This window comes from Nonomuraea candida (assembly GCF_000725485.1).
Lineage (GTDB): Bacteria > Actinomycetota > Actinomycetes > Streptosporangiales > Streptosporangiaceae > Nonomuraea > Nonomuraea candida.
Map to the genome: position 1 here is coordinate 1 of NZ_JOAG01000072.1, position 22,569 is coordinate 22,569.

The 22,569-nt window shown below is 64.4% G+C and carries 9 protein-coding genes; 6 read left to right on the forward strand and 3 right to left on the reverse strand.

Annotated elements, in window-relative coordinates; translation table 11 throughout:
- Window positions 1-299: 299 nt before the first annotated feature.
- Window positions 300-1,271, reverse strand: coding sequence for a CBS domain-containing anti-phage protein (locus IO39_RS41120; protein ID WP_043636236.1), 972 nt, complete (start codon window positions 1,269-1,271; stop codon window positions 300-302).
- The gene (locus tag IO39_RS41125) at window positions 1,268-3,115 is read right to left on the reverse strand and encodes a DUF262 domain-containing protein (protein WP_157549645.1); all 1,848 of its coding nucleotides are present in this window, start codon (window positions 3,113-3,115) and stop codon (window positions 1,268-1,270) included. The genes IO39_RS41120 and IO39_RS41125 overlap by 4 nt, the downstream gene beginning before the upstream one ends.
- 226 nt (window positions 3,116-3,341) lie before the next feature.
- On the opposite strand from IO39_RS41125, the gene pglW reads away from it, so the two are divergent.
- The 6 genes from pglW to IO39_RS41155 all read left to right on the forward strand — a co-directional run bounded on the left by pglW (window position 3,342) and on the right by IO39_RS41155 (window position 21,662).
- The gene (gene pglW, locus IO39_RS41130) at window positions 3,342-7,622 is read left to right on the forward strand and encodes a BREX system serine/threonine kinase PglW (protein WP_052424041.1); all 4,281 of its coding nucleotides are present in this window, start codon (window positions 3,342-3,344) and stop codon (window positions 7,620-7,622) included.
- A gap of 86 nt (window positions 7,623-7,708) precedes the next feature.
- Window positions 7,709-11,398, forward strand: a complete 3,690-nt coding sequence (pglX, locus tag IO39_RS41135) for a BREX-2 system adenine-specific DNA-methyltransferase PglX (RefSeq protein WP_211267357.1) — start codon at window positions 7,709-7,711, stop codon at window positions 11,396-11,398.
- A gap of 46 nt (window positions 11,399-11,444) precedes the next feature.
- Window positions 11,445-15,326: a DUF6079 family protein gene (locus IO39_RS41140; protein WP_052424042.1), complete on the forward strand. Its 3,882-nt coding sequence runs from the start codon at window positions 11,445-11,447 to the stop codon at window positions 15,324-15,326.
- A gap of 69 nt (window positions 15,327-15,395) precedes the next feature.
- Window positions 15,396-18,122 (forward strand): BREX-2 system phosphatase PglZ, encoded by a 2,727-nt coding sequence (pglZ, locus tag IO39_RS41145; RefSeq protein WP_245642566.1) that lies wholly within the window; start codon window positions 15,396-15,398, stop codon window positions 18,120-18,122.
- 40 nt (window positions 18,123-18,162) lie between these two features.
- On the forward strand, window positions 18,163-19,503 hold the full coding sequence (gene brxD, locus IO39_RS41150) for a BREX system ATP-binding protein BrxD (RefSeq protein ID WP_043636239.1): 1,341 nt from the start codon (window positions 18,163-18,165) through the stop codon (window positions 19,501-19,503).
- On the forward strand, window positions 19,500-21,662 hold the full coding sequence (locus IO39_RS41155; RefSeq protein WP_052424044.1) for a DEAD/DEAH box helicase: 2,163 nt from the start codon (window positions 19,500-19,502) through the stop codon (window positions 21,660-21,662). Before brxD ends, IO39_RS41155 begins: the two co-directional genes overlap by 4 nt.
- 391 nt (window positions 21,663-22,053) lie before the next feature.
- Here the strand turns inward: IO39_RS41155 and IO39_RS55420 are convergent, their stop codons facing one another.
- Window positions 22,054-22,362: a hypothetical protein gene (locus IO39_RS55420; protein WP_157549649.1), complete on the reverse strand. Its 309-nt coding sequence runs from the start codon at window positions 22,360-22,362 to the stop codon at window positions 22,054-22,056.
- Between the last annotated feature and the right edge of the window lie 207 nt (window positions 22,363-22,569).

Sequence of the window (22,569 nt, forward strand, 5' to 3'; positions counted from 1 at the left end):
GTTTCCGGCCTTCGGCGACTCCTCCCGAAAGGCCCGGAACGTCGGCAACGACGTCCAAGAAATCCCAAACGTCCGAACTATTTTGCTGAGATCACCTCAGTGTATGGGACGCCTGGGCCACATAAGATCATCCCGTGCATCTCCCGCATCTGCTTGAAGCCCATTGCGTGGTTGCCCAGCAGCAATCTAATGACCTGCACCGACAGGGGATACCAAGGCACGAGCGGTACAACTTGGGACAGTTCATGTCAGTCCATCGTTCCAGGTGTCACTTCTACCGTGACCTAACGGAGAAGTAGTCAGTGCGTGGGGTCTAGGTAACGCATCCAGCCGGCGAACTCCTCAAGACGCTGTCGCTGAGTAGCGGTAAGCGGGTCGGGACGGAAGTGCATGATCTCGTTACGAACCTCCCGGATTTGATCGAGCTTGCCGGTGAAGAGCCCGCAGTCGATCTGCCACCCGACGAGCGCCCAGATGTTGTCTTGCCTGAAGAACCTTACGTAGTCACCGAAGGTCATCTCGTTCACTGTGGAGAACGTCTTGTTGCCGACGCTCAGCTCCTGTTGAGGTACCTTCTTCTCGATGCAGCGGCGGAGCCTCCTCTCGATCTCCCCGACCAAGAAAAATGGCTCGGCGAGCAGTCGGAACTGTTCGGTGAGATCGGCGGTGGTCACAATGCCGCAGATGTCGCCATGCTCGTCGCGTACAAGCACGAATCCCGCCTCGTAGACGAGTGGGATCTTGCGCAGAAGCTCGTCGGTGAGTTTCATGACGTTCGGCTCACGGTCGATAGCGTCCGCCAAGCTCGCCTCTGGCGAGCAGACTCTGGCATGCCCAATCCGCTCCCAACTCACCGCGCCAACCAGTACCCCAGCGTCGGTGATGACAGGCAGCTGGGAATAACCCCCAGCCATCATCTCGGCGTGCGCGTGCGCGAGTGTCGCCTCCGGCGGGATCGACTTTACGTCGCGGGTTGCCGATGGGATGTCTCTGACCAGGAGAGCGGCCTGGGGAAAGGACAGCTCTGCAGCATCTCCTTGGATTGTTTCCTGATCCGCGCCCTTCGCTGCGATCCGCACTGTCTCGGTCATGGCGACGTCTTCGAAGGATGGCTCGCATTTCAAGCCTGCCTGCTTGAGGTCCGTAGCGATTCTGGAAACTGTGTTGAAGTTTCGGACCTTGACTTCCCAGAACGCGAGGAGCTCCCGTACGGTCAGGTCGACCGGCGCGGCGGACGCCTGCCTGAGGAAATGAGCCCGCCTGTCGCTCATTCGGTCTCTGCTCCCTCGTAGTCGGCAGCGTTTTCACTCTCCGTCTCCGCTGGGATTGTCAGCCGTCCCATGGCGTCCTCGACTAGCGCGACAAGCTCTCGGTAACGGGCTGCGTAGAACGCGTTGAAGTCGTTCGCACGTAGGTTAGCGGCGTCGATTAGGTGGGTGCCGATGGCGTCGTCGAGCCAGTTGCCTCTTAGGCCGGTCTCCGTCTCGAGCGCCCTCATGTACACCGAGGGCGCCCTCGTGCCGATGACTCGGGCGGTGTGGCTGGTTAGCGGCGTCTTGTTGACGATGCTGATTCTGCGCGCAAGGGGAACACCCTGCTTCTCACACCATGTCTTCGGGAAGATGCGGACGACGTCGACCTGCTGGTCCTCGAAGACGGTTGCATCGATGACGTCTTTGCCGTAGATCCAGTCGTAGCAGCCCTGTCTGAGGATCAGGGCGTACACGCCTTTGTAGGCCGCGCTGTTGCGGCTGGCAAGCGTGTCGAGCCTGGCTGCACGGAAGGTCGCCGCAGTGACCGACTCCGGCTCCCTCCCTCCACGGACCCATCCGGTGACCTGCTCCAGGTCGCGGGGGAAGCGGCTCTCCAGGGAACCTCCATACTGCTCGCCGAGGACCCCACACCAGTACCACCTGGCGATCTTCTCCAGCGCCTCAGCGGTCTCGGTCTCACCTCCGAGCACAGTTCGGATGGCTGCGAGCGGAACGATCTGCGTCCGGTATGGCAGGTCGCGATAGCTGAAGATGCCCTGGCTGTCGAGAAAGTGGGCGGTCCAGTGGAGTGCTTCGACAACGCGGGGCGCCCAGGTGAGGTACTCCTCCAGGGGGAGGTCCAGAATGTCGCGCCGCTTGCAGCTCGCGACTGGGACGTCATCGGGGGATGGCTCCCGGCGGCGGTAACGGTGCAGCGTGGAGACCAGGCATACTGCCTGAAGGAAGTCGCTGCTGGCGAGGCGCTCGCCGCTGTTCGGCCCATTGAAGACGCGGTGCTCCGACAGCGCGGCCAGCACGCTTTCCCAATGTTCTAGGAGCTGGAAGTCATGTCCGTGCTCCCGATAGTAGGCGGGGTCGGCCGCGTAACTCGCAGTGAGCAGCTCGAACACGTTGAGGGTAACCCCACCGGTGTTCACCTTCTCGAAGACGGTGCAGACCGCCTCCTTCGGGGTGTTCTTTGTCAGTCGGATGACGGGCACCCGATATTTCTTGATGTTCTCCAGGACCTTGTCAGTGAACGCAGTCCATTGTTCGCGCCGCTCGGCGTTGTCGGCGTACTGCCACATCCACGCTTGCGTGGCGGCTGTGTCGAAGACCAGCCTGAGCGGGAAGTAACCGGCTGCGCACTCTGCCTCCTGAGTGCTGAGGTCGAGGGTTACGGTCCGCCCGAAGTCGTCACGGAGGATCCGGTCCTCGGGCACCGATATCACGGCCTCGTCGTGGTCGGCTTCTGGCGATATAGCGGTCTCGATCCGAATGTAGTACCAGCGCCGGACCTTCTTCTTCCGGGCATCCGTGGTCTCCACCGCCGCTCCGGAACGCAGCGCCTGGTAGAGCGAGGTCATCCGCTGCTGCCCGTCCATGAGAAGCTGTTCGGCCTCCACGTCGTCGGACAGCGTCACCCCTGCCAGAGGCCGCTGTTTGAATCGGGTTCGCTCGCCGCCGGTTTCCAGAGTCATCACAACCCCAAGCGGGTAGCCCATCGTGACCGTGGCCAGGAGCGCCCTGATCCGCTCGTCGTCCCATTTCCAGGGGCGCTGGAAATCCGGGAGTTGGATCTTCCCGGCGGCAACCCATCTCGTCAGATCGTCGAGGTCGTAGATCGGGTTCTGGAAGAACACATCGCGTCCAATTTACGGAGGGAGATGATCGAGAACTCTAGACCAAAACCCAAGGATTTACCGGGATGTCCTGGTGATCGAGTGACCTTGCGGCTACATGTCGCTTATCTGATGTGACATATCGTCACGAACCTCGCAAAACGTCGGACATAACGAACCTCGAGTACGTCTCGACCTGCCGGAGCTGGCAAGATTGCCTCGCGGCATGAGCTCAGTGGGGAGCGGGATGGCTGATCGGTGGATAGGGCACAGGTCCGACTTCCAGTGGGAGGAGGACGCGCTCAAGCATGTCCGGGATCTAATGCCCGACACCGACCCCTATCACGCTTGGAGCACCTTCACCTTCACTGGCCAGTCGGGCCACGTCCGCGAAGTAGACCTCTTCATCGTGACCCCCGGCGGACTCTTCCTCGTTGAGATCAAGAGCCATCCCGGCACTGCGATCAACGACGGACCGAGGTGGATCTTCCGCGACGGGCGGACTCGCGCGATCGACAACCCGCTACACCTCGCCGATCTGAAGGCCAAAGAGCTCAAGAGCCGTCTGGAGCGGGCTGTCCGGGATCTCGGGCTGAACATCAGAATCCCGTGGATCGAGCCCGCAGTCTTCCTCTCGGCTCCCAACCTAGTCTGCGGCTTCGACGAGATCCAGCGAGTTAAGGTCTACGGTCGCCAGGGCCTCACCGCGCAGACGACACTGCCGGGTATCTGGGATGGCCTGCACCAGGGCAGGGGTGGCGTTACCCCACAGCTCTCACGGGAGCTAAACCGGCTGCTCGACCGGATCGGTGTTACGGGCCTGCGCAAGCGCTACAAAATCGGTCCGTTCGAGTTGGAGCGACGCTCTTTCGACACAGGCCCTACCTGGGCCGACTTCTTGGCGAGCAGTTCGATCCCCGGCGACGAGCTGCGGCGGGTCCGTGTCTACCTTTCCGAGTTGGGGGCTACCGAAGCTGCCAGGGAGTCAACCCGCCGAGCGGCCCGCCGTGAGTATCTCTCTCTGCGCGGCATCAATCACGACGGCATCGTGCAGGCCGAGGTATTCAGTGAAGAGCACGAAGCCGGCCCGGCGATCGTCTTCCCGCATGGTCCGGACTGGCAGCGGCTTGACCATCTCATGTCCGCCAGGCAGGACGAGTTCGCGGTGGAGACCAGGGTCGAAATGATCCGCCAACTCGCCGAGGCCGTCGACCACGCGCACCGTCGCCACCTCTATCACCGTGCGCTGGCCGCCCGCTCAGTCTGGGTTCACTTCGACGGCCGGTACCCGCGCCTGAAGATTGCCGATTGGCAGACGGCCTCCCGCCCGCACGGGACTGGGCTACTCGGAAGTGACGGCACCTCCCTCGCCCAGCACGTCGAGCTGTCAGCTGCGGCCTACCTCGCTCCCGAGTTCGGCACGGCAGAAGCCGACGGAGTGCTCCTGGACGTCTTCGGCCTCGGTGCGATCAGCCACCTGATCCTGACCGGGCAGCCCCCTGCGCAGGACCGCGCAGGGCTGGCCCAGCGGCTTCGGGGAGACCATGCCCTGGTACCCAGCGCCGTCGACGACGCGATCACGGCAAGCATGGATAGCTTGGTCCGGGGTGCCACCCGCACCCAGGCGATCGATCGGTTCGAGAGCGTACGTGAATTTCTCGCCCATCTCGACGACGTCGAGGCTGAACTATCTAGTCCCGGAGAGCCCGAGAGCGACCCCCTGGACGCGGTCCGCGGGTCGCGGATTGGCCGCTGGGCTGTGGAGAAGATCCTCGGCAAGGGGTCGACCGCTCGCGCGTTCCTGACCACGACCGGCGAGGTGCTGAAGGTCGCGCTTAGCGACTCGGCCGCGGCGAGGCTGGTGCGTGAGGCCGACCAACTGCGCAAACTTGGTGACTCGCACATCGTGCGACTGATAGAAGGCCCACTGGAGATCAGCGGCCGGACCCTCATCGTGCTTGAGCAGGCCGGTGAACGAACCCTCGCTGAATACCTACGCGAGGTGGGCCGGCTCGGCATAAACGAGTTGCAGAGCCTGGGTGATCATCTGCTGGACGCCTTGGTCTACCTCGACGGCGAGGACGTCAGGCATCGCGACATCAAGCCCGAGAACATCGGTGTCCGGGAGCTCACCAAGAAGGGACGCCGTCTCGTTCTGTTCGATTTCTCCCTCGCGGAGGCGTCGGAGAGTGCAACCCGTGCGGGAACCCCGCCCTATCTTGACCCTTTCATAGGTGATGACCGCAGGCCCTACTTCGACAAGGCCGCGGAGTGGTATGCCGCCGCTGTCACTCTGCACCAGATGGCCTCCAACGAGCTGCCGAGCTGGGGCGACGCGCAGACCGCGCCGGGCATGCTGCAGGAGTCGACGCCACAGCTTGCTGAGGGGGCTTTTGATCCAGTCCTGCGCGACCGACTGGTCTCCTTCTTCGAGCGTGCCCTGCACCGCGAAGTCTCCCAGCGCTTTCCGACGCTTACTAGTCTCCGGCGAGGTTGGTCCGACGTCTTTCACGGTTTGGACGCGGCCGAGCCCATCACGACGCCGAATACGGCCCTACCCACCAGTGACGACCCTGAGGAACTCCGGGACGCGGTCGCCGCGGCGGTGAGGCTGGACACCCCGGTGAATGCGGCGGGCCTTACCGAACGGGCGCTCTCCATCGCGCTGCACCAGCTGGAGGTCCACACCGTTGGTGAGTTGATCCGTGTCCCTGCCCAGCAGATCATGCGACTGCGGGGGGTCGGCCTCGGGCCGAAGAACGAGCTGGTGCGCAGGGCCAGGCAATGGCGGCGCTCCCTCGGCCTGTTGCAGCCCGCTCCTGGCCGCCGGTCGGCTCTCGAGCACGATCTCGCCCACCTGACCGTGGAAGAGGCCGCCGAGTTGCTTGTCCCGAGACCGACCACCCGCAGTGCGGGGCGTGTCTCTGTCGTCCGGCTGGCGCTGCGGATACCTGTTGACGGGACCCTGCCCACTATCACTCCGTGGGCCGCGAATCAGGAAATCGCCGAGTACAGCGGGCTGAAGTCAACCTACGTCGCGACCGTGCTAGCTGAGACCAGGGAACGCTGGTCCAAGTCCGTCCCAGTGACGACCGCGCTCCGTCGGGACGTCGCCGAGATCCTTGCGGAGAACGGCAGGATCATGGAGGCCGGGCAGGTCGCCGCCGCACTGCTTACCCGGCGAGGTTCCGACCTAGATGACGAGTCCCTGCGCCTTGCGTACGCTGCTGCGTGCGTGCGGGCGGCCATCGAGACGGAGGAGAAGCTCGACAATCCCCGGTTGAAGAAGCGCCGGCTCCGTCGCGGCACTGGCCGGGAGAGCCGGATGCTCGTCGCGCTCAACGCTGGGGATGACCAGGACGCGCCGAGCGAGGAAGAGCTCCTCGACTACGCCCAGAAGCTCGGCGACCGGGCGGACACCCTCGCCGCGGAGCTGAGCGCCCGGCAGTCGCTCCCCAGCCCTACGGCGACACTTCGTGCGCTGCGGACAGTCTCCGCGCCCCAGGGAATGGCCCCGCTCGCCGATACCAGCCTCGTCACTCTGGCTGCCGCGGTCTCCAAGACCGCAGCCGTCTCTCCCCGGCTGGAGCTCTACCCCCGAGATTTGTCCCTGGAGCGGGCTCTCGTTCTTGCCCAGGTGGTGGGGGCGTTGGGCGCGCCGGGGGCTACGCCGGAGCAGCTCGTCGAGCGCGTTCTAGCGCGCTTCCCCGAGCTGGACACTCCCCCCGAGCCCGCCGGAATCCGTCCGTTGCTGCTGAGCCTCGGCTACACCATCGAGGTCACCACCGACGGCCGTTTGCAGCTACCCACCGGCACCCAGGTTTCGCGCCTGTCCGACCGGCGCAGCGCGACCAGTCTGTCATCAACCCTGTCCCCGTCATATGGCGCCGCTGACGAGATCCTGAGCCGACTGCGTCGCTCGGCCGAACGAGGAGGGTTCCTCACTCTGAAGGTCGCCGTTCGCGACACGCTCGCCGTACGCGGCGTGCTGCGCACTCTCGCCTCAGCGCCGGATGGGGCTCCGCAGGGCGCGATGGGATCGGCAAACCTTCTCGGGGCGGATGTGACTGCCGTGGACGTGACAGCTGAGTTCGTGGGGGCGTTGCGCGCCATTCGCGACCAGCGAGGCTGGCCTGGCTGGGACGTGGTGACGGCGGCGGACATTCCCGACGCGGACCCGGACGCCCGTGCGGGTTTCGGGATCATGACGGCGGAGGCACTGCTCCATTTGGAGCGGCGGATCGACTCCATCGGGGGAGCGACACTGCTGACCGACGCGACCCCGCTGGCCCGGTACTCCGGCGGTCTCGAACTACTGGCCAGGCTGGCGGCGCGGGCCCGCCAGAGCGGTGAAAACGGGTCCAGTCCCCGTGCCCTGTGGTTGCTCTGCCCGATGAGCGACCCTCAGCGGCCGCCTACGCTGGACAACCACGGCATCGGAGTGCTGCCGGGCGACGCCGAGCAACTCGTCGTGCCCGGCAGGTTCGCCCGAGCCCTCGGTGCAGCCCGTCGTCCCGCCTTCCACTAGTCGCCAACCCCAACCCGTACCGACCAGCCAGTACCGACCAACTACTCTCTGCCGACACCTCCATTACAATCGTTCAGGAGCGTTCTGTGATCGACCTCGATGCCCTGCTCGCAGACCTCAAGGACCAGGTCCGAGCGCTGGAGAGGGACCTGAGGGAGCGGGCCGCGAGCGAGTTCGACGCGACGCTCCGCGCCGAGTGGCGGTCCGCGCATAACGCAGAACGCACCGGGGCTCCCTACGAGTCTGGACTGAAGAACTCCTGGCTGGACGACCGGGTCACCCAAGCCGCCGTCGCTTGGGTGCTCGGCACGGTCTTCGTCCGCTTCTGCGAAGACAACGGGCTGATCGAACTGCCCTACCTGGCCGGTCGCGTCGCCGCTGAGCACGGCGCGCGGCTGGCGGTGGCGAAGGAGCGCCAGGAGGAGTACTGGAACACCGATGAGGACCCCACCGACCGAGGCTGGATCGAGCGCTCCTTCGCCGCGCTCGCGGTCACTAAGGCGACCGCTGGGCTGTTCGACCGAGCGCACAACCCGATGTGGACGATTACACCGTCGCACGAAGCCGCGAAGCGGCTGCTCGGGTTCTGGCGGGAGACGAAGGAGACAGGTGAGATCCGGCACGACTTCACCGACCCCACCTGGGACACCCGATTCCTCGGAGACCTGTACGAGCACCTATCCACCTATGCCCAGGAGACTTACGCCCTGCGGCAGACCCCGGTGTTCGTCGAGGAGTTCATCCTCCGCTACACGCTGACCCCTGCGTTGGACGAGTTCGGCCTGACCGAGAAATTCAGGCTGGTCGACCCCACTTGCGGTTCTGGACACTTCCTGCTCAGCGCCTTCGAGCAGATTCTCACCGAGTGGAAGCGGCTGGACGCCTCCGCCAGTCACTGGGAGCTGATCGCCCGGTCTCTCAACTCGGTTCACGGCGTCGACAAGAACCCCTTCGCGGCGGCCATCGCACGTTTCCGCCTCCTCATCGCGGCGCTCAAGGCCGGCGGGGTCTCCCACCTGACTGACCTGCGGGGCGACCTTGCCATCAACGTCGCCATCGGTGACTCCCTCCTTCACGGCTCGCATGGCCCGCAAGCTGACGAGGAGATCCCCGGCCTGTTCAGTTCTCCAGGTCAGGCGGACAAAGCGCACCCGGAGGGGTTCGCCTACCGGACCGAAGATATCCTCGACTACGTGCGTTCCTGCGATATCCTGGCGGCCAACAGCTACGATGTCGTAGTAGGAAACCCACCGTACATTCAGGTGAAAGACAAACAGGAAAACCGAAATTATCGAAAGATGTATCCGACCTGCTCGGGAACGTATGCACTCTCGGTGCCGTTTGCGGAAAGGTTCTTTCATCTAGCGCGAAGAGCGGGCGGCAGTGATCGCAATGGTGGGTATGTTGGGCAAATCACGGCCAACTCTTTCATGAAGAGTAAATTCGGAAAGAAGCTTATTGAGGAATTCTTTTCGGGGGCCGATCCCCACCGCTCCCCGCAACTGACGCATGTCATCGATACATCCGGTGTACGAATCCCAGGCCATGGAACGCCAACTGTAATTCTTATTGGGCGAAACCAGCTCCCTCTTTCGCATGGAGTAATTCGCATGGCAATGGGAATCCGTGGGGAGCCTGGACAGCCAGAAAATCCTGCCGATGGCAATGTCTGGAAGGCAATCGTAAACCAAGTCGACCGGCCCGGAACCGAAAGCGAATGGATATCGGTAGTTGATATTCCTCGCGCAAACCTGCTGACCTACCCATGGAGTCTCTCTGGCGGTGGGCCCGCCTCGGTGATGAACCGAATCAGATCTGCATCCGGGGGCCATCTTGAGGACTTTATCGAAATGCCCATTGGGCGCAGCATCCGTTCGGGATCCGATGAGGCGTTCATTCGCCCAAGAAGGTCAACTCTTCACCTCGTCGCCGAGAGCTCCTCGCTTAAGCCGATAATATCGGGACTTGATGTCAGGGACTGGATAGCGCTCCCAAAGGAGCTAATCCTTTATCCATATTCCTGCAATTTGAGCGAAAGTAAATTCACGCGCGAGCTTTGGCCGTTGAGAACGCTCTTGGCGGAGCGAAGGACCTTTCAGGGAAACATGGAGGATGCCGGTCTTCGGTGGTGGGACTATATGCAGCACACCCCATCTGCCTACCAGACTCCGACATCAATTATCTTTGCCTACATAGCGACACATAATCACTTTGCTGTGGATCGCGGTGGAAATATATTCAACCGACCGGCGCCGGTTATTAAGTTGGCATCCCGAAAAGGCGAGGAAGATCACCTAGCTCTTGCTGGTGTGCTAAATAGCTCGACTGCGGGATTCTGGCTACGCCAAACAATGCCACCCAAAGGCGGAAGTGGAATCGGCCGGGGAGTTCAAGATGAGACTTGGGAGGAACGTTACAGAATTGACGGAGACAAGCTGAGAGTCTTTCCACTACCTCAGCCACTGCCGGTGGAGTTCGGGAAGGAATTGGACTCGCTCGCGCATCGGCTAGCTGCCCTGGAACCGTCCGAGGTATGCGCGACCGGTGTGCCAACGCGGGATCGGCTCGTCGCCGCCCGTGCGGAGCACGATTCCCTCCGAGGACAGATGATCGCCCTCCAGGAGGAGCTGGACTGGGAGGTCTACAGGCTTTATGGGCTTCTCGATGAATTCGAAGCCGCTGCTCTGATCCCGGAGACGGCTGCCCTGCCGGCCCGGGCGTTTGACTGTGAAGCGATCGGATTGCGTCTCCCGGAGCTGAAACTTGGCGAGCGAGCGTTCGAGATCGCGCTTGCCCGAAGGATGGCAAGGGGCGACGTTGAGACCGCGTGGTTTTTCCGGCACGGTTCCACACCTATGACGGAACTGCCAGGGCACTGGCCCGAGGCGTACAAGACGATGGTGGAGGCTCGGATCGAGGCGATCGAGAGGCGCCGGGATCTGGGGCTGATCGAGCGGCCGGAGTGCAAGCGGCGGTGGTCGGCCGAGCCGTGGGAGAAGCGGGAACGGGAGGCTCTGCGCGGCTGGATGCTGGACCGGTGTGAAGCGCGCACGCTGTGGTTCGCGCCAGACGGCCTCGGCGGTGAGCAACCGAGGCCGATTACCGTGGCGCGGCTCGCCGACTGGCTGGGGCGCGACGCTGACTTCGTTGCGGTGGCCCGGCTCTACGGCGGGCCTGACGCACGACTCGCCGACGTGGTTGCGGAGATCGTCGAGGCCGAGCATGTGCCGTTCCTCGCGCAGCTCCGGTACAAGCCGTCCGGACTTGTGAAGTGGGCGCGGTGGGAGGAGACCTGGGAGAAGCAGCGCGAGGAGGACCGGATGGGACAACGGCTCGATATCGCCGTGCCGGAGAAGTACACCTCGGCGGACTTCTTGAGGCCGTCATACTGGCGTAACCGCGGCAAGCTGGACGTGCCGAAGGAGCGGTTCATCTCGTACCCGTACGCCTCTCCAGAGACCGACGGGTCGCTCCTGCTGGGCTGGGCGGGCTGGGACCATCTCCAGCGTGCACAGGCGCTTTTCACCCTGATGGAGGAGCGCCGTTCCGGCGACGGCTGGGAGGCGGACCGGCTGGCCCCGCTGCTCGCCGGCCTGGCTGAGGTCCTGCCATGGGTCTGGCAGTGGCACGGTGAACGAGACGCGGAAGGCCGGATCCCGGCGGAGGGCTACGCCGAGTACCTCCAGGAGCAGCAGCGGGAGTTGCAGTTGACCGATGACGACCTGCGGCGGTGGCCGCCCGCTGGCTCCCGCAAGGGCAGAGCCTCCCGCGCGTGACCGTTAAACACCGCGTACTCGGCCCTTCTGGGAAGCTGGAAGATAGGTGGCCGGCGACGTCGCCGATATCGGTTTGCTCAGCGGAACCAATATCGGCGGGGTCGGGCCCGATGAGAACGAAGAGATGACTGTGAGTCCGATGACGAAGCTGCTGCGTGATCTGATCGATATCCCGGAGCGCGTGCACGCCGGGGACTACGTGCTGACCATCACGAATGGCGTGGATGAGCGGTTCCGGGATGCGACGATCCGGGATTATGTGGTCACAGATCAGCTCGCGGCGTGTTTCCGGAGGGCGCTGGGAATCATCCAAGACGGCGTGGAGCAGAGGACGTCGCACGCGGCCTACCTGGACGGCTCGTTCGGCTCAGGCAAGAGCCATTTCATGGCCGTGCTTCACGCGATTCTCAGAGGCGACCCGGCCGCCCGCGGTAAGAAAGGCCTCTCGGACGTTGTTGCAGAGAACGACCCCTGGCTGACCGGGCGGAAGTTTCTGCTGGTAGCCCACCACATGGTGGAGGAACGGTCGCTGGAAGCGGCGGTTCTCGGCTCGTATGTCAAGCTTGTCGAGAAGGAGCACCCGGGCAAGCCGCTTCCCGCGGTCTACGTCGACGACCAGCTCATGGCAGACGCGGCGCAGATGCGCGCCGACCTCGGTGATGAGGCGTTCATCGCGAAGATTTCCACAGGGGACTCGCCGTGGAAGAATCCCGACGTGAGCGCCTCTGACAGCGTCTGGACCACGTCCCGACTTGATGCGGCGTTCGTGGCTCCTTCCAACGACAAGGACCGACGTCTCCTGATCGGTCGGCTGCTGGCTGGGCCTTTCAAGCGGTTCGCTCGTGCGGTCCGTTCCGACGCGGCCTCCTATATCTCCTTGGACGAGGGACTGTCTGTCATCAGCAGGCACGCTAAGGAGGTACTCGGCTACCACGCGATCGTGCTGCTCCTCGATGAGCTGGTCCTCTGGCTCTCCGGCATGATCAGCGAGGGTGGGAGGATGGAGCAGGAGGCACAGAAAATCTCCAAACTGGTCGAGTCGGCTGAGAACGAGCGTCCCGCACCCATCATCAGTTTCGTTCCACGTCAGCGCGACCTGAAGGACCTGGTCGGCAGGGATCTCACCGGAGGCAAGGCCGGAAGCCTGTTCGACGCGCTGAAATACTGGGATGGCCGGTTCAACGTCATCAAGCTGGAAGACCGGAACCTTCCCGCCATCGTGAAGGAGCGGATGCTCCGCCCGAAGCCCGGGAGGGATGCCGAGGCCAGGGCCGAGCTCGACGCGGCCTTCGAGCGAACCACCGCCGTCCGCTCCCAGATCTGGGAAACGTTGCTGGATGCCCAGGGTGGGGCCGGCGACCCGGGATCCTTCCGCGACACATATCCATTTAGCCCGGCGTTCCTGCACGCGATGGTCGACCTGTCCGGAGCACTTCAGCGGGAGCGGACCGCGCTCAAGCTTATGCAGCAACTCCTCGTCGACTACCGGGATGTGCTGCTAGTCGGACAGCTCATGCCATTGGGTGCGATCTACGACGTGCTCACCGACGGCAGGGACGAGCCGTTCTCCGACAAACTCAAGGACGAGTTCGGCCAGGCGCAGCGTTTCTATCGGCTCAAGTTCCGCCCGTATCTACTGAAGAAGCACAATCTGGCCGAGGAGCACGTCGCCGCGCTTCCCCCTCGGCATGCGTTCCGCTCTGACGACCTGATCGTTAAGACGTTGCTGCTAGCCGCGTTGGTGCCCGGCGTTCCCGCGTTGCGGACACTCACCGCCTCCCGGCTGGCCGCACTCAACCATGGGGCCATCGTCGCCTCCCTGCCTGGCAGGGAGCCGAACTCCGTCGCGGACCTGCTGCGCAAGCTCGCGACGGAGTTCGGCGAGATCCGGGTCACGGACACTGCTGACCCGTCCGTCGAGGTCGCTCTCATCGGCGTAGATACCAAGGCGATCATCAGTCAGGTCGCGCACGTCGCGGACCAGGCAGCCAAGCGAGCCGTACTGAAAGAACTACTCTTCGCCGAACTGGGCGTCCCCGAAAAGGGACAACTTATCGCCACCACGTCCGTCATCTGGAGGGGTACCGCCCGGACCGTGGAGGTGCTTTTCGCCAACATCCGCGACCGGGACAATGTCTCCGTCGGCGAGTTCTCGCCCTACGACCCCGAGGCGATTCGGTTCGTCGTCGACTACCCATTCGATGAAGGGACGCACAGCCCCGCCGAGGACATGCGACGGGTCTGGGAACTCCAGGCTGAGTTGGATCGGCCGCCGACGATCACCTGGCTGCCGCATTTTCTGTCCGGGGATCGGGTGCGTGACCTGGAGGATTTTATTAAGATCTCCTATCTGCTAGAGCGGGATCATCTCACCGAATACACTCCTGCGCTCAGCACAGAGGATCGGCACCATGCGCGCACCCAGCTGGATAACCGGCGGGCCGCACTCCGGACGGCGCTTGTCCGTGCAGTCAAGCGGGCGTACGGGATCGACGGGGCCAACGACGAGGATCTGGGGGCGCGGGTCGAAGAGCACGCGCTCTGCCTGGATTCCCAGCTCCAGGTCAAGCCGATGATCGGGCAGGGCTTCCGGGAGGCGCTGCGGCACATGTCGGTGGGGCTGCTCGATCATCGTTACCCGAGGCATCCGGACTTTGACCGGCTGGGCCGCGGCAAGGAGATCTCCCTGTCGGAACTGCGCACCGTGCTCGCTGTGGTTGCCCGGGCCGCGCAGGACAGCGTGGGGCGGGCAGAGGTGACCGGCGGCGACGTGACGACGCTAAAGCGCATCGCCAACCCGCTCTCTCTGGGAGTGATGGGGGAGGCCGCATTCATCCTTGGTGACGAGTGGAAGCAGTTCATCGACAGGAAGGCCGCCGCTGCCGTGGTGGCGGGGGCGTCACCCGCTGAGGTCCGCGTCTCCGATATACGCGGGTGGATCAGGGAAGAGCAGCCTGGTTTGCCGCATCTGGTCGTTGACCTGGTGATCTCCTGCTACGCGATCCAGACCGACCGGGCCTGGATCCGCGGCGGCCAACCGCAGCGGGAGGCACCGGAACTCGGAAAGATCGGCGGCGAACTAGTCCTGAGACGGCAGGAGCTGCCCTCCCGTGAGGACTGGGAGCTGGCCGCTGATCGAGCCAGGGACATATTCGGCCTTCAGGTTCCGCCGGTTCTCTCGGCCAGGGCTGTGCAGGCCCTGGCCGCGGACCTGCGCGCCATGGCTTCCGAGTGGTTGCCGGCCATCGAGGGTCACGTTGCCGAGCTGCGTCGGCACGCAGCCGTCCTGGGTCTGACCGACTCGGCGCGACTAGCGACTGCCCAGACTGCCGCACGGATGCTCAACGCGCTCACTGCCGGAGATGCCACCGCGGTGATCAGATCCTTGGCCGGGGAGAGTCTGCAGCGCGAAGCGGTCATCTATCGGGTGAGCCTGACCCGGGCGAAGGCACTGACCACCGCGCTGGCGAGCATTCGGTGGCGGATGCTCGACCAGCTCCCCACTCTGGCCGAAAGCTCCGATGTCAGGGCAGAGAGCGCCCGCGTGATCCTCGATCGGCTGCGCGGAGCCGCTCGGCACGACGAACATGAGGTCGCTCTGGAGCCAGCTGTACTGGCCGCCGAGCAAGACGTCATCGAACTGCTTACCGCGCCGAAAACTGACCCCGATCCCGATCCCGATTCGGGAGCTGGGCAGAGGCTGAGTGATCCCCGCTCTGGCATCTCCTCTGGCGGAAACTCCCCAGTAGTGAACCCCGCCACCGGGCAGGGGAGGGCTGCCGCCGGTACAGTCAGACGCACCGTTCGAGGGGCAGAGGCGAGGGTTATCGCCGACGAGCTGATCAAGGCACTGGCCGCCAGCCCGGAGGCCGAGTTTGAGATCACTTGGCGGATCGTGAGGATCGCGGATGGGGGCGCTGATGCGTGAATCTGATCGCCCCGCCCGAGGTACCGGGGCCATTACCGACACGATGGCTACGGGGGGCGTCTGATGACGATGCCTACCAGTGTGCCCGCTGCGAATCAAGCCGTCGTCGAAGGCGAACTGCGACGTGCGGCGCGACTCGTCGACCGGGGAAGGCGCCTGGAGCGGGTGCTCTTGCTTCGAGCCGCGGCAGAGTGGCGCGGCCCCACAGAGGTCCGCGCTGATCAGGCCGTCGCCAGAGTGGCACCCTGCCCGACGGTGCTCTCGGTTCTCGACGCGATCAGCGCACCCCGCGAGTCCGGCACTTACCTCGTGGTGCTCACCCCGTGCGACGACGACGAGCTTGGGCTGTCGGTCCTGTCATGCGCGGTAGAGAACGCGGTCCGGCCGATCAACCGCTGGGACCTGGTGGCCGAGGACTTCGGGGCCAGGCTCCTCGACCCCCGGCTGTCGAAGAGCGAGTGGCGCTGGCTGGCGGAATCGCTGCTGGACGCCAAGCCCCGTGAGGGCGGGTGGCGGCGTCTTGCTGGCCCGCTGCTAACCCTGGAGACAGCGCTGAATCGGCTGACCGCAGTCCGGTTCAGCAGTACCTCTGGCTCAGGTGGCGCAGCCGACGAGGAACAGCTCGACGGGGCGGCGCTGCTGGAGTGGACCCTCGCGGATCATCGGGTCGCACGGTTCGTCACGCTCCGCCAAGAGGAGCGTGACGGGCTGGGACAATGGCTATCCGAGACCGTTGGCCCGGTCGCCCGTGTGATCTTCAGGATGTTGCGGGCCGGGCAGCTCGCCGACGCGGTCCCTCTCGGCCTCGCCGTGTCCGAGCTGTACGCCCCAGATGCCGATGGGACTGATGTCATCACTGCACGCGTCCGCGCAGAAGAACGGTTCTTCGGTGGCCAGGCTCCCTCTTACGCGGACATGCGGAGCTTCGCCGAAGCCTCCGAGTCGCTGGTCGTCAGATGGAGCCTTGGTGGGAATGCGCGCCTCGCCGGTGACCTGTGTGACCGTGCGCAACAAGTTCTGCGGGGCCTAGGCGCCGAACAGCTCGCCGGGGCTAGCCCGATCCTCGACGCCGGATTCGACGCACGCCTGGCCGCTCTGACCGAGGTCATCGCTCAGGCGCTTCCCCTACCCCGAGCCAGTGATCTCGTGGCGTTGGAGGCGGCCTGGGAACGCCTCGGCGAGCACCGCCGTACTGTCGCTCGTTCAATGGAGGTTGGCACGGCCGCCGCGGCTGTTCGGCTCACCCGATGGCTCGCGTTGCCCGCCGGCGAACCCAGGACCCTGCGAGACGGAGCTACTACGTACCTGCGCGATCACGCTTGGGTGGACCGCGCGCTCGCACATGTAGAGCGCGCGGACACAGCGCGAGTCCCGTCTGCGCGGGCTGCCTACGGGATGCTCTACGAAGCGGTCCGGGAGCGCAGAGCAGCCTTCGATCGCGCCTTTGCTAAACGCCTGGCTGCCTGGTCCGAGCGCTCCGGAGAGACTGAGGACCTAGTCCTGGCCGAAAACCTTTTGGAGCGCGTCGCTCGTCCCGTGGCCGACCGGCGGCCACCGCTCATCATCGTGCTGGACGGCATGAGTGCCGCGGTCGCCTGCGAGCTGGCCGAGGATATCGTCTCCACACGGCGGTGGATCGAGACAGGCCGTCGCGACGACGGCAGGGAACCCGCGATCGCCACGATCCCATCGGTCACCCGATTCTCCCGGACGAGTCTGCTGTGCGGGACCCTGCGAGGTGGCGGACAGACCGAGGAGAAGGCCGGCTTCGCCACGTTCTGGCGAGGGCGCCCCTCGGTCCTCTTCCACAAGGGCGAGTTGCGCGGTGGTCCGGGAGCACACCTCGCTGAGCCTGTCCTCACCGCGATCCGCGAGCTGCCCAAGGTTGTGGGAGTGGTGTTGAACACCATCGACGACGCGCTTGACCGAGGCCGGGAGGACGGGCAACCCCACTGGGGGCTCTCCGACATCGCCTACCTGCCATCGCTGCTGGACGAGGCGTGGCGGATCGGGCGTCCGGTCATCCTTACCTCCGATCACGGGCACGTGCTTGACCACAACGACGATCTCCACCCGGCATCCGCGGAATCCGCCCGCTATCGGCTCGGTGCTCCGGGCGAGGGAGAGATCGAGATACGTGGCCCCAGGGTGCTCGCGGGTGAATCCATCGTCGCTGCCTGGGATGAAAGAATCCGCTACACAGCTCGGCGGGCGGGCTACCATGGCGGAGCCTCACCCGCCGAAATGGTGATCCCGATCCTGGTCTTCGTGCCTTCCACTGAACTCGTGCCCAGCCGATGGGCCGAGTACGGCACGCCGGTGCACGCTCCTGTCTGGTGGGACACACCGGTCTCTTCCACGGCTACAGCCCAGGCTCGCGCCAACGCCGTGGGCCGGAAAGCGAAAGGCAAGGGCGTTTCCAGACCGGGTGAGACACTCTTTGGCATCGAGGACCTGGCAGTGGGTGGGGTCCCTGCCGAGGTGCTCTCTGACGGAGTCCGGGTCGCCTCCTCGGAGCTGCTCGCTGCCCAGCGAACCTTCGTACGCCGGGCACCTGAAGGGCCCGAGATCGCCCGGCTCGTCGATGCGCTAGTGGCGGCAGGCGGCAAGCTCCCGGTCACCAATGTCGCTGCCCTGATGGACCAGCCGGTCTTTCGGATGTCGGGTTACCTTGCACAGGTGGCGAAGCTTCTCAACGTGGACGGTTACGTTGTCCTGGCTGAGACCGACGGCGGGCGGACGGTCGAGTTGAACGTCGCGCTTCTGCGCGAACAGTTCTTTGGGGACAGGTCGTGACATGCGCGGGGGACGTCCACGGTGAGCGGGGACGGGCCTCATGAACGCCCCTACATCGGTCAGCGCCGCCCGACGCCGTGAGGTGCTCAACGCGCTTCGCCGTGGCACTGTCCCGTCTGCAGGCCTCGACTTGTTCGCCGTAGGCCTGGAGCGGTTCGAGAACGCGATCGACGATGAGCTCGCCGTCGTGGCGGCAGGCGGGGCAGTCTTTAAGGCCGTCCGCGGAGACTACGGCTCAGGAAAAACTTTCTTCACCCGCTGGCTTGCTGAACGAGCTAAGCGGCGAGGTCTGGCCGCTACGGAGATCCAGATCTCGGAGACCGAAACGCCCCTGCACCGGCTGGAAACCGTGTACCGGCGTCTCGTCGAACATCTCAGCACTGCGTCTACTCAGCCGAGCGCACTGCGTGAAATCGTGGACGGCTGGTTCTTCACACTCGAAGAGGACGTTCTAGCAGCGGGATCAGTCGATCCCAATGATCTCCACGCATTGAGCCATGGTGTGGACGAGCTACTTGAAGAGCGGCTCGCTGCAGTAGCACGGACCACTCCGGCCTTCGCCGCCGCTCTTCGCGCCTATCGACAGGCTCGGCTTGGTGAGGACTACGCCCTGGCAGAAGGACTTATGGCGTGGATCGGTGGGCAGCCGAATGCGGCTGCCTCAGCTAGACGTGCCGCTGGGATCCGCGGCGACCTGGACCACTTCGGGGCACTTGGCTTCCTGCAGGGGCTGCTGACCGTGCTGCGTGACTGCGGCCACCCCGGTCTGTTGGTGGTCCTGGACGAGACTGAGACTCTGCAGCGGGTACGGGCGGACGTACGGGAGAAGGGACTGAATGCGCTCCGCCAGCTGATCGATGAGATCGACTCCGGGCGTTTCCCCGGCCTGTACGTGATGATCACGGGAACGCCAGCCTTCTACGACGGCGCGCAGGGGGTTCAGCGGCTCACCCCGCTCGCCCAGCGGCTGGCGACCGACTTCGAAACCGATCCCCGGTTCGATTCCCCAAGGGCGGTGCAGATCCGTCTCGCTGGATTCGATCAACCTCGTCTGGCCCAACTCGGCTCCGCCGTACGAGATCTGTATACGGTGGACGCGCGTTCCTCAGAGCGGGTGCGCGATCAGGTCGACGATGCCTATATCGCCACGCTCGCATCAGCGATCGCGGGCGAACTAGGCGGGAAAGCTGGAGTGGCGCCCCGGATCTTCCTGCGTAAGCTCGTGGCCGACGTGCTCGACCGGGTGGACGAGTTCCCCGATTTTGATCCCCGGCTGCACTACAAGCTCACGATGTCGGCGAGTGAGTTGACAGACGAGGAGCGCAACGCTCTCGTGGTCCGCGCCGCGGATGTCGACGACGTGGAACTCGACCTACCATGACCGGGACGGAAGAGCCAGGTGACTCGGCTGCGGATCGGCTGCACCCCTCCCTGATCCACCACCTCATCAACACACTCGGCTGGCCTGGGCTGCGGCCGTTTCAGGTGGCAGCCGTCGGCCCGGTGCTCGGTGGCGCAGACACGCTCTTGCTTGCTCCGACGGCGGGCGGCAAGACGGAGGCCGCGATCTTCCCGGTACTGTCGGCCCTAAACGGCGCCGGTGGCATCGCGGTGCTCTATGTGTGCCCGTTGAAGGCGCTGCTCAACAACCTGCTGCCGCGGCTGGAACTTTACGCGGCGTGGACCGGGCGCAGGGCGGCCCTGTGGCACGGCGACGTAACGGCAGGTCGGCGTGCGTCGATTCTTCGCGACCCGCCGGACATTTTGCTGACCACGCCGGAGTCGATTGAGTCGATGCTCGTCTCGGCCAAAGTCGATCATTGGCCTCTCTTCGCGGGGTTGCGGATTGTCGTCATCGATGAGGTTCATGCTTTCGCAGGCGATGACCGTGGCTGGCATCTGATTGCCGTGCTTGAGCGGTTGACTCACCTGGTAGGCCGTCCAATTCAGCGGATTGGACTCTCCGCCACCGTGGGAAACCCCGATGAACTGCTGACATGGCTGCAAGGGTCGAACCGGGGCAGGCGAACCGCCGAAATCATTACACCGGGAGCCCGCGCTGCGACGCCTGCGACAGGCCATCGCCCCCTAGTCCCAGCCAGTCAGTCCTCCGATGTCCAGCTCGATTACGTAGGGTCGGTGGCGAACGCCGCTCGGGTGATCGCCGCATTGCACGCTGGAGAGAAACGGCTGGTCTTTGCCGACTCAAGGCGGCTGGTGGAGGAGCTGGGCGCGGAACTGAACGGCCGCGGTGTTCAGGTGTTCCTGTCGCACGCATCACTTTCGGCAGATGAGCGACGCCGGTCGGAGCATGCGTTCGCCGACTCCCGCGATTGCGTGATCGTGGCCACGTCCACCTTGGAACTCGGTATCGACGTCGGCGACCTCGACCGGGTCATCCATGTGAACGCTCCTCACAGCGTCGCATCGTTCCTCCAGCGAATCGGCCGCACCGGCCGAAGGCCGGGCTCCAGCCGCAACTGCTTGTTCCTGGCTCTTGGCGACGAGTCACTGCTGCACACGGCAGGGCTGCTGCTGCTGTGGGAGCGCGGTTTCGTCGAGGCGGTCAAGCCGCCGCCTGAGCCTCGGCATATCGTGGCTCAGCAGATCCTCGCGCTGTGCCTGCAGGAACATCATGTGGGCGACCAAACCTGGAGGGAGTGGTGGAACGGGCTAGAGCTGTTCGGTGTCTCTGCCTTGCCGATCATGAGGTATTTGCTCAGCCAAGGATATTTGGATAGCGACGGTGGGATGCTCTTCGTCGGCCCCGAGGCCGAACGCCGATTCGGACACCGGCACTTCATGGAGATGACCAGCGTCTTCACCTCGGCCCCGGAGTTCACCGTGCTATCGGGATCCAAGGAGATCGGCCGGACCGACCCCGCGCTCCTCACCGAGGAGATCGAGGGGCCACGTCTGTTGCTACTGGCCGGACGGACGTGGCGAGTCACATACATCGACTGGTCGCGGCGGCGCTGCTTCGTCGACCCCGCCGACGGCAAGGGCAAAGCCAGGTGGAACGGCGCGGGCCATGGGGGACTCTCCTTCGCGCTTACCCGCGCTATGCGTGACATATTGCTCGGCTCTGACCCCACCGTACGACTCAGCCAGCGCGCAGTCGCCCAGCTTGCCCAGCTCCGTGAGAACGCTGTGGAGTCGGTCCATCCGGCCGGCTCCGTCATTACCCGAGACTTTCGGACTGGGGATGTCCGATGGTGGACTTGGGCTGGGTTTCGGGCGAACATGACCCTGGCCGCAACCCTGATGGAGGGCATCACAGTACCTGGCCAGCGAGTCGAGGACACGTTTATTCGTCTACGCAACGACCTCACCGTGGAGGAGTGGAAGACCCGCACGACCGATGCCATCAACCGTTTGTGCCTGCCCGATGTACATGAAAAGGCACTGCACGGTCTCAAGTTCAGTGCCGCTCTCCCTGAGCGGCTCGCCATAGCCACTCTTGCCGCCCGTCTCGCTGACCTCGACGGCGCCCAGGCGGTTCTAAGTGAGTCCACCCGGTGGTCAGTCAATGTCCCCTGACGCCCACATGCTACGCATCCACCAGGAACTTCACGAAGCGGCCTACCGTGGGGGTTCCCGCCACCGTCCGCCCATGCCTGCGACCCTGGCGCTCGGACACGACTCCGACTCCTACGTAAAACGCGTTCTCGCCGGTCGAGGGGCAGGGCCAGCACCTCAGGCCCGATCAGGGGTTGTGACAGGTGGTGTTGCTGTACTTCCCTCCCTTGCCGCAGGACCATAGCACCCCGCCTATCCGGTGGCAAGGCCCGACGAAGGAGGGCCGCGGCAGTCGATCGCCCCAACGGCTTATGGTGAGAACCGACGTGGGCGATCGTCACGGCGTTAGCCAAACAGTCCGCCGGGCTGGCTATGACCATGGTGCCCCAGCACCCTGAACTCACGAGATGGATCAGTCGCGAGCCACGGAGAGGAGGCGCCGAATTCTACCGTCCAGTCGGAGCTTGTTCGGATTACCCGAGAACTCGCGGACCGCTTCGAGCAGGTCACGATCGGGACGTCCGGTTAGTTTGATGTCGATCACATCCAAGAGCTCTGTCCACTTCCGCCGAGATAGGCTGCGTTGCAGTTGACTGGCAATTTCTGCGTCAGCGAAGGACTGAAGTGCGTAGGCGGCCTGCTGAGGGTCGAACCGGCTTATCAGGTCGAGATAGATCGGGTTCGCGCCGGCCGCTTCGCCATGCCCATTGGTGAGGAACACTCGAACGAGCGTCCGAACATACTGCTGCGTCAGGGTAGCGGGTACGGCACTAGGGCCGATGCGTTCTCGGCTGGTGAGACGCACGCGGGCTCGGTGAGACCGGGCGGTTTGAGGGCACCCCGGGGTACAGATGGCAAACGCGACCCCTGATGATCGTTGGGTGTCTACGCCAGTCGATCAAGAACAGGGGCCGCGTTCGCGTGCCAT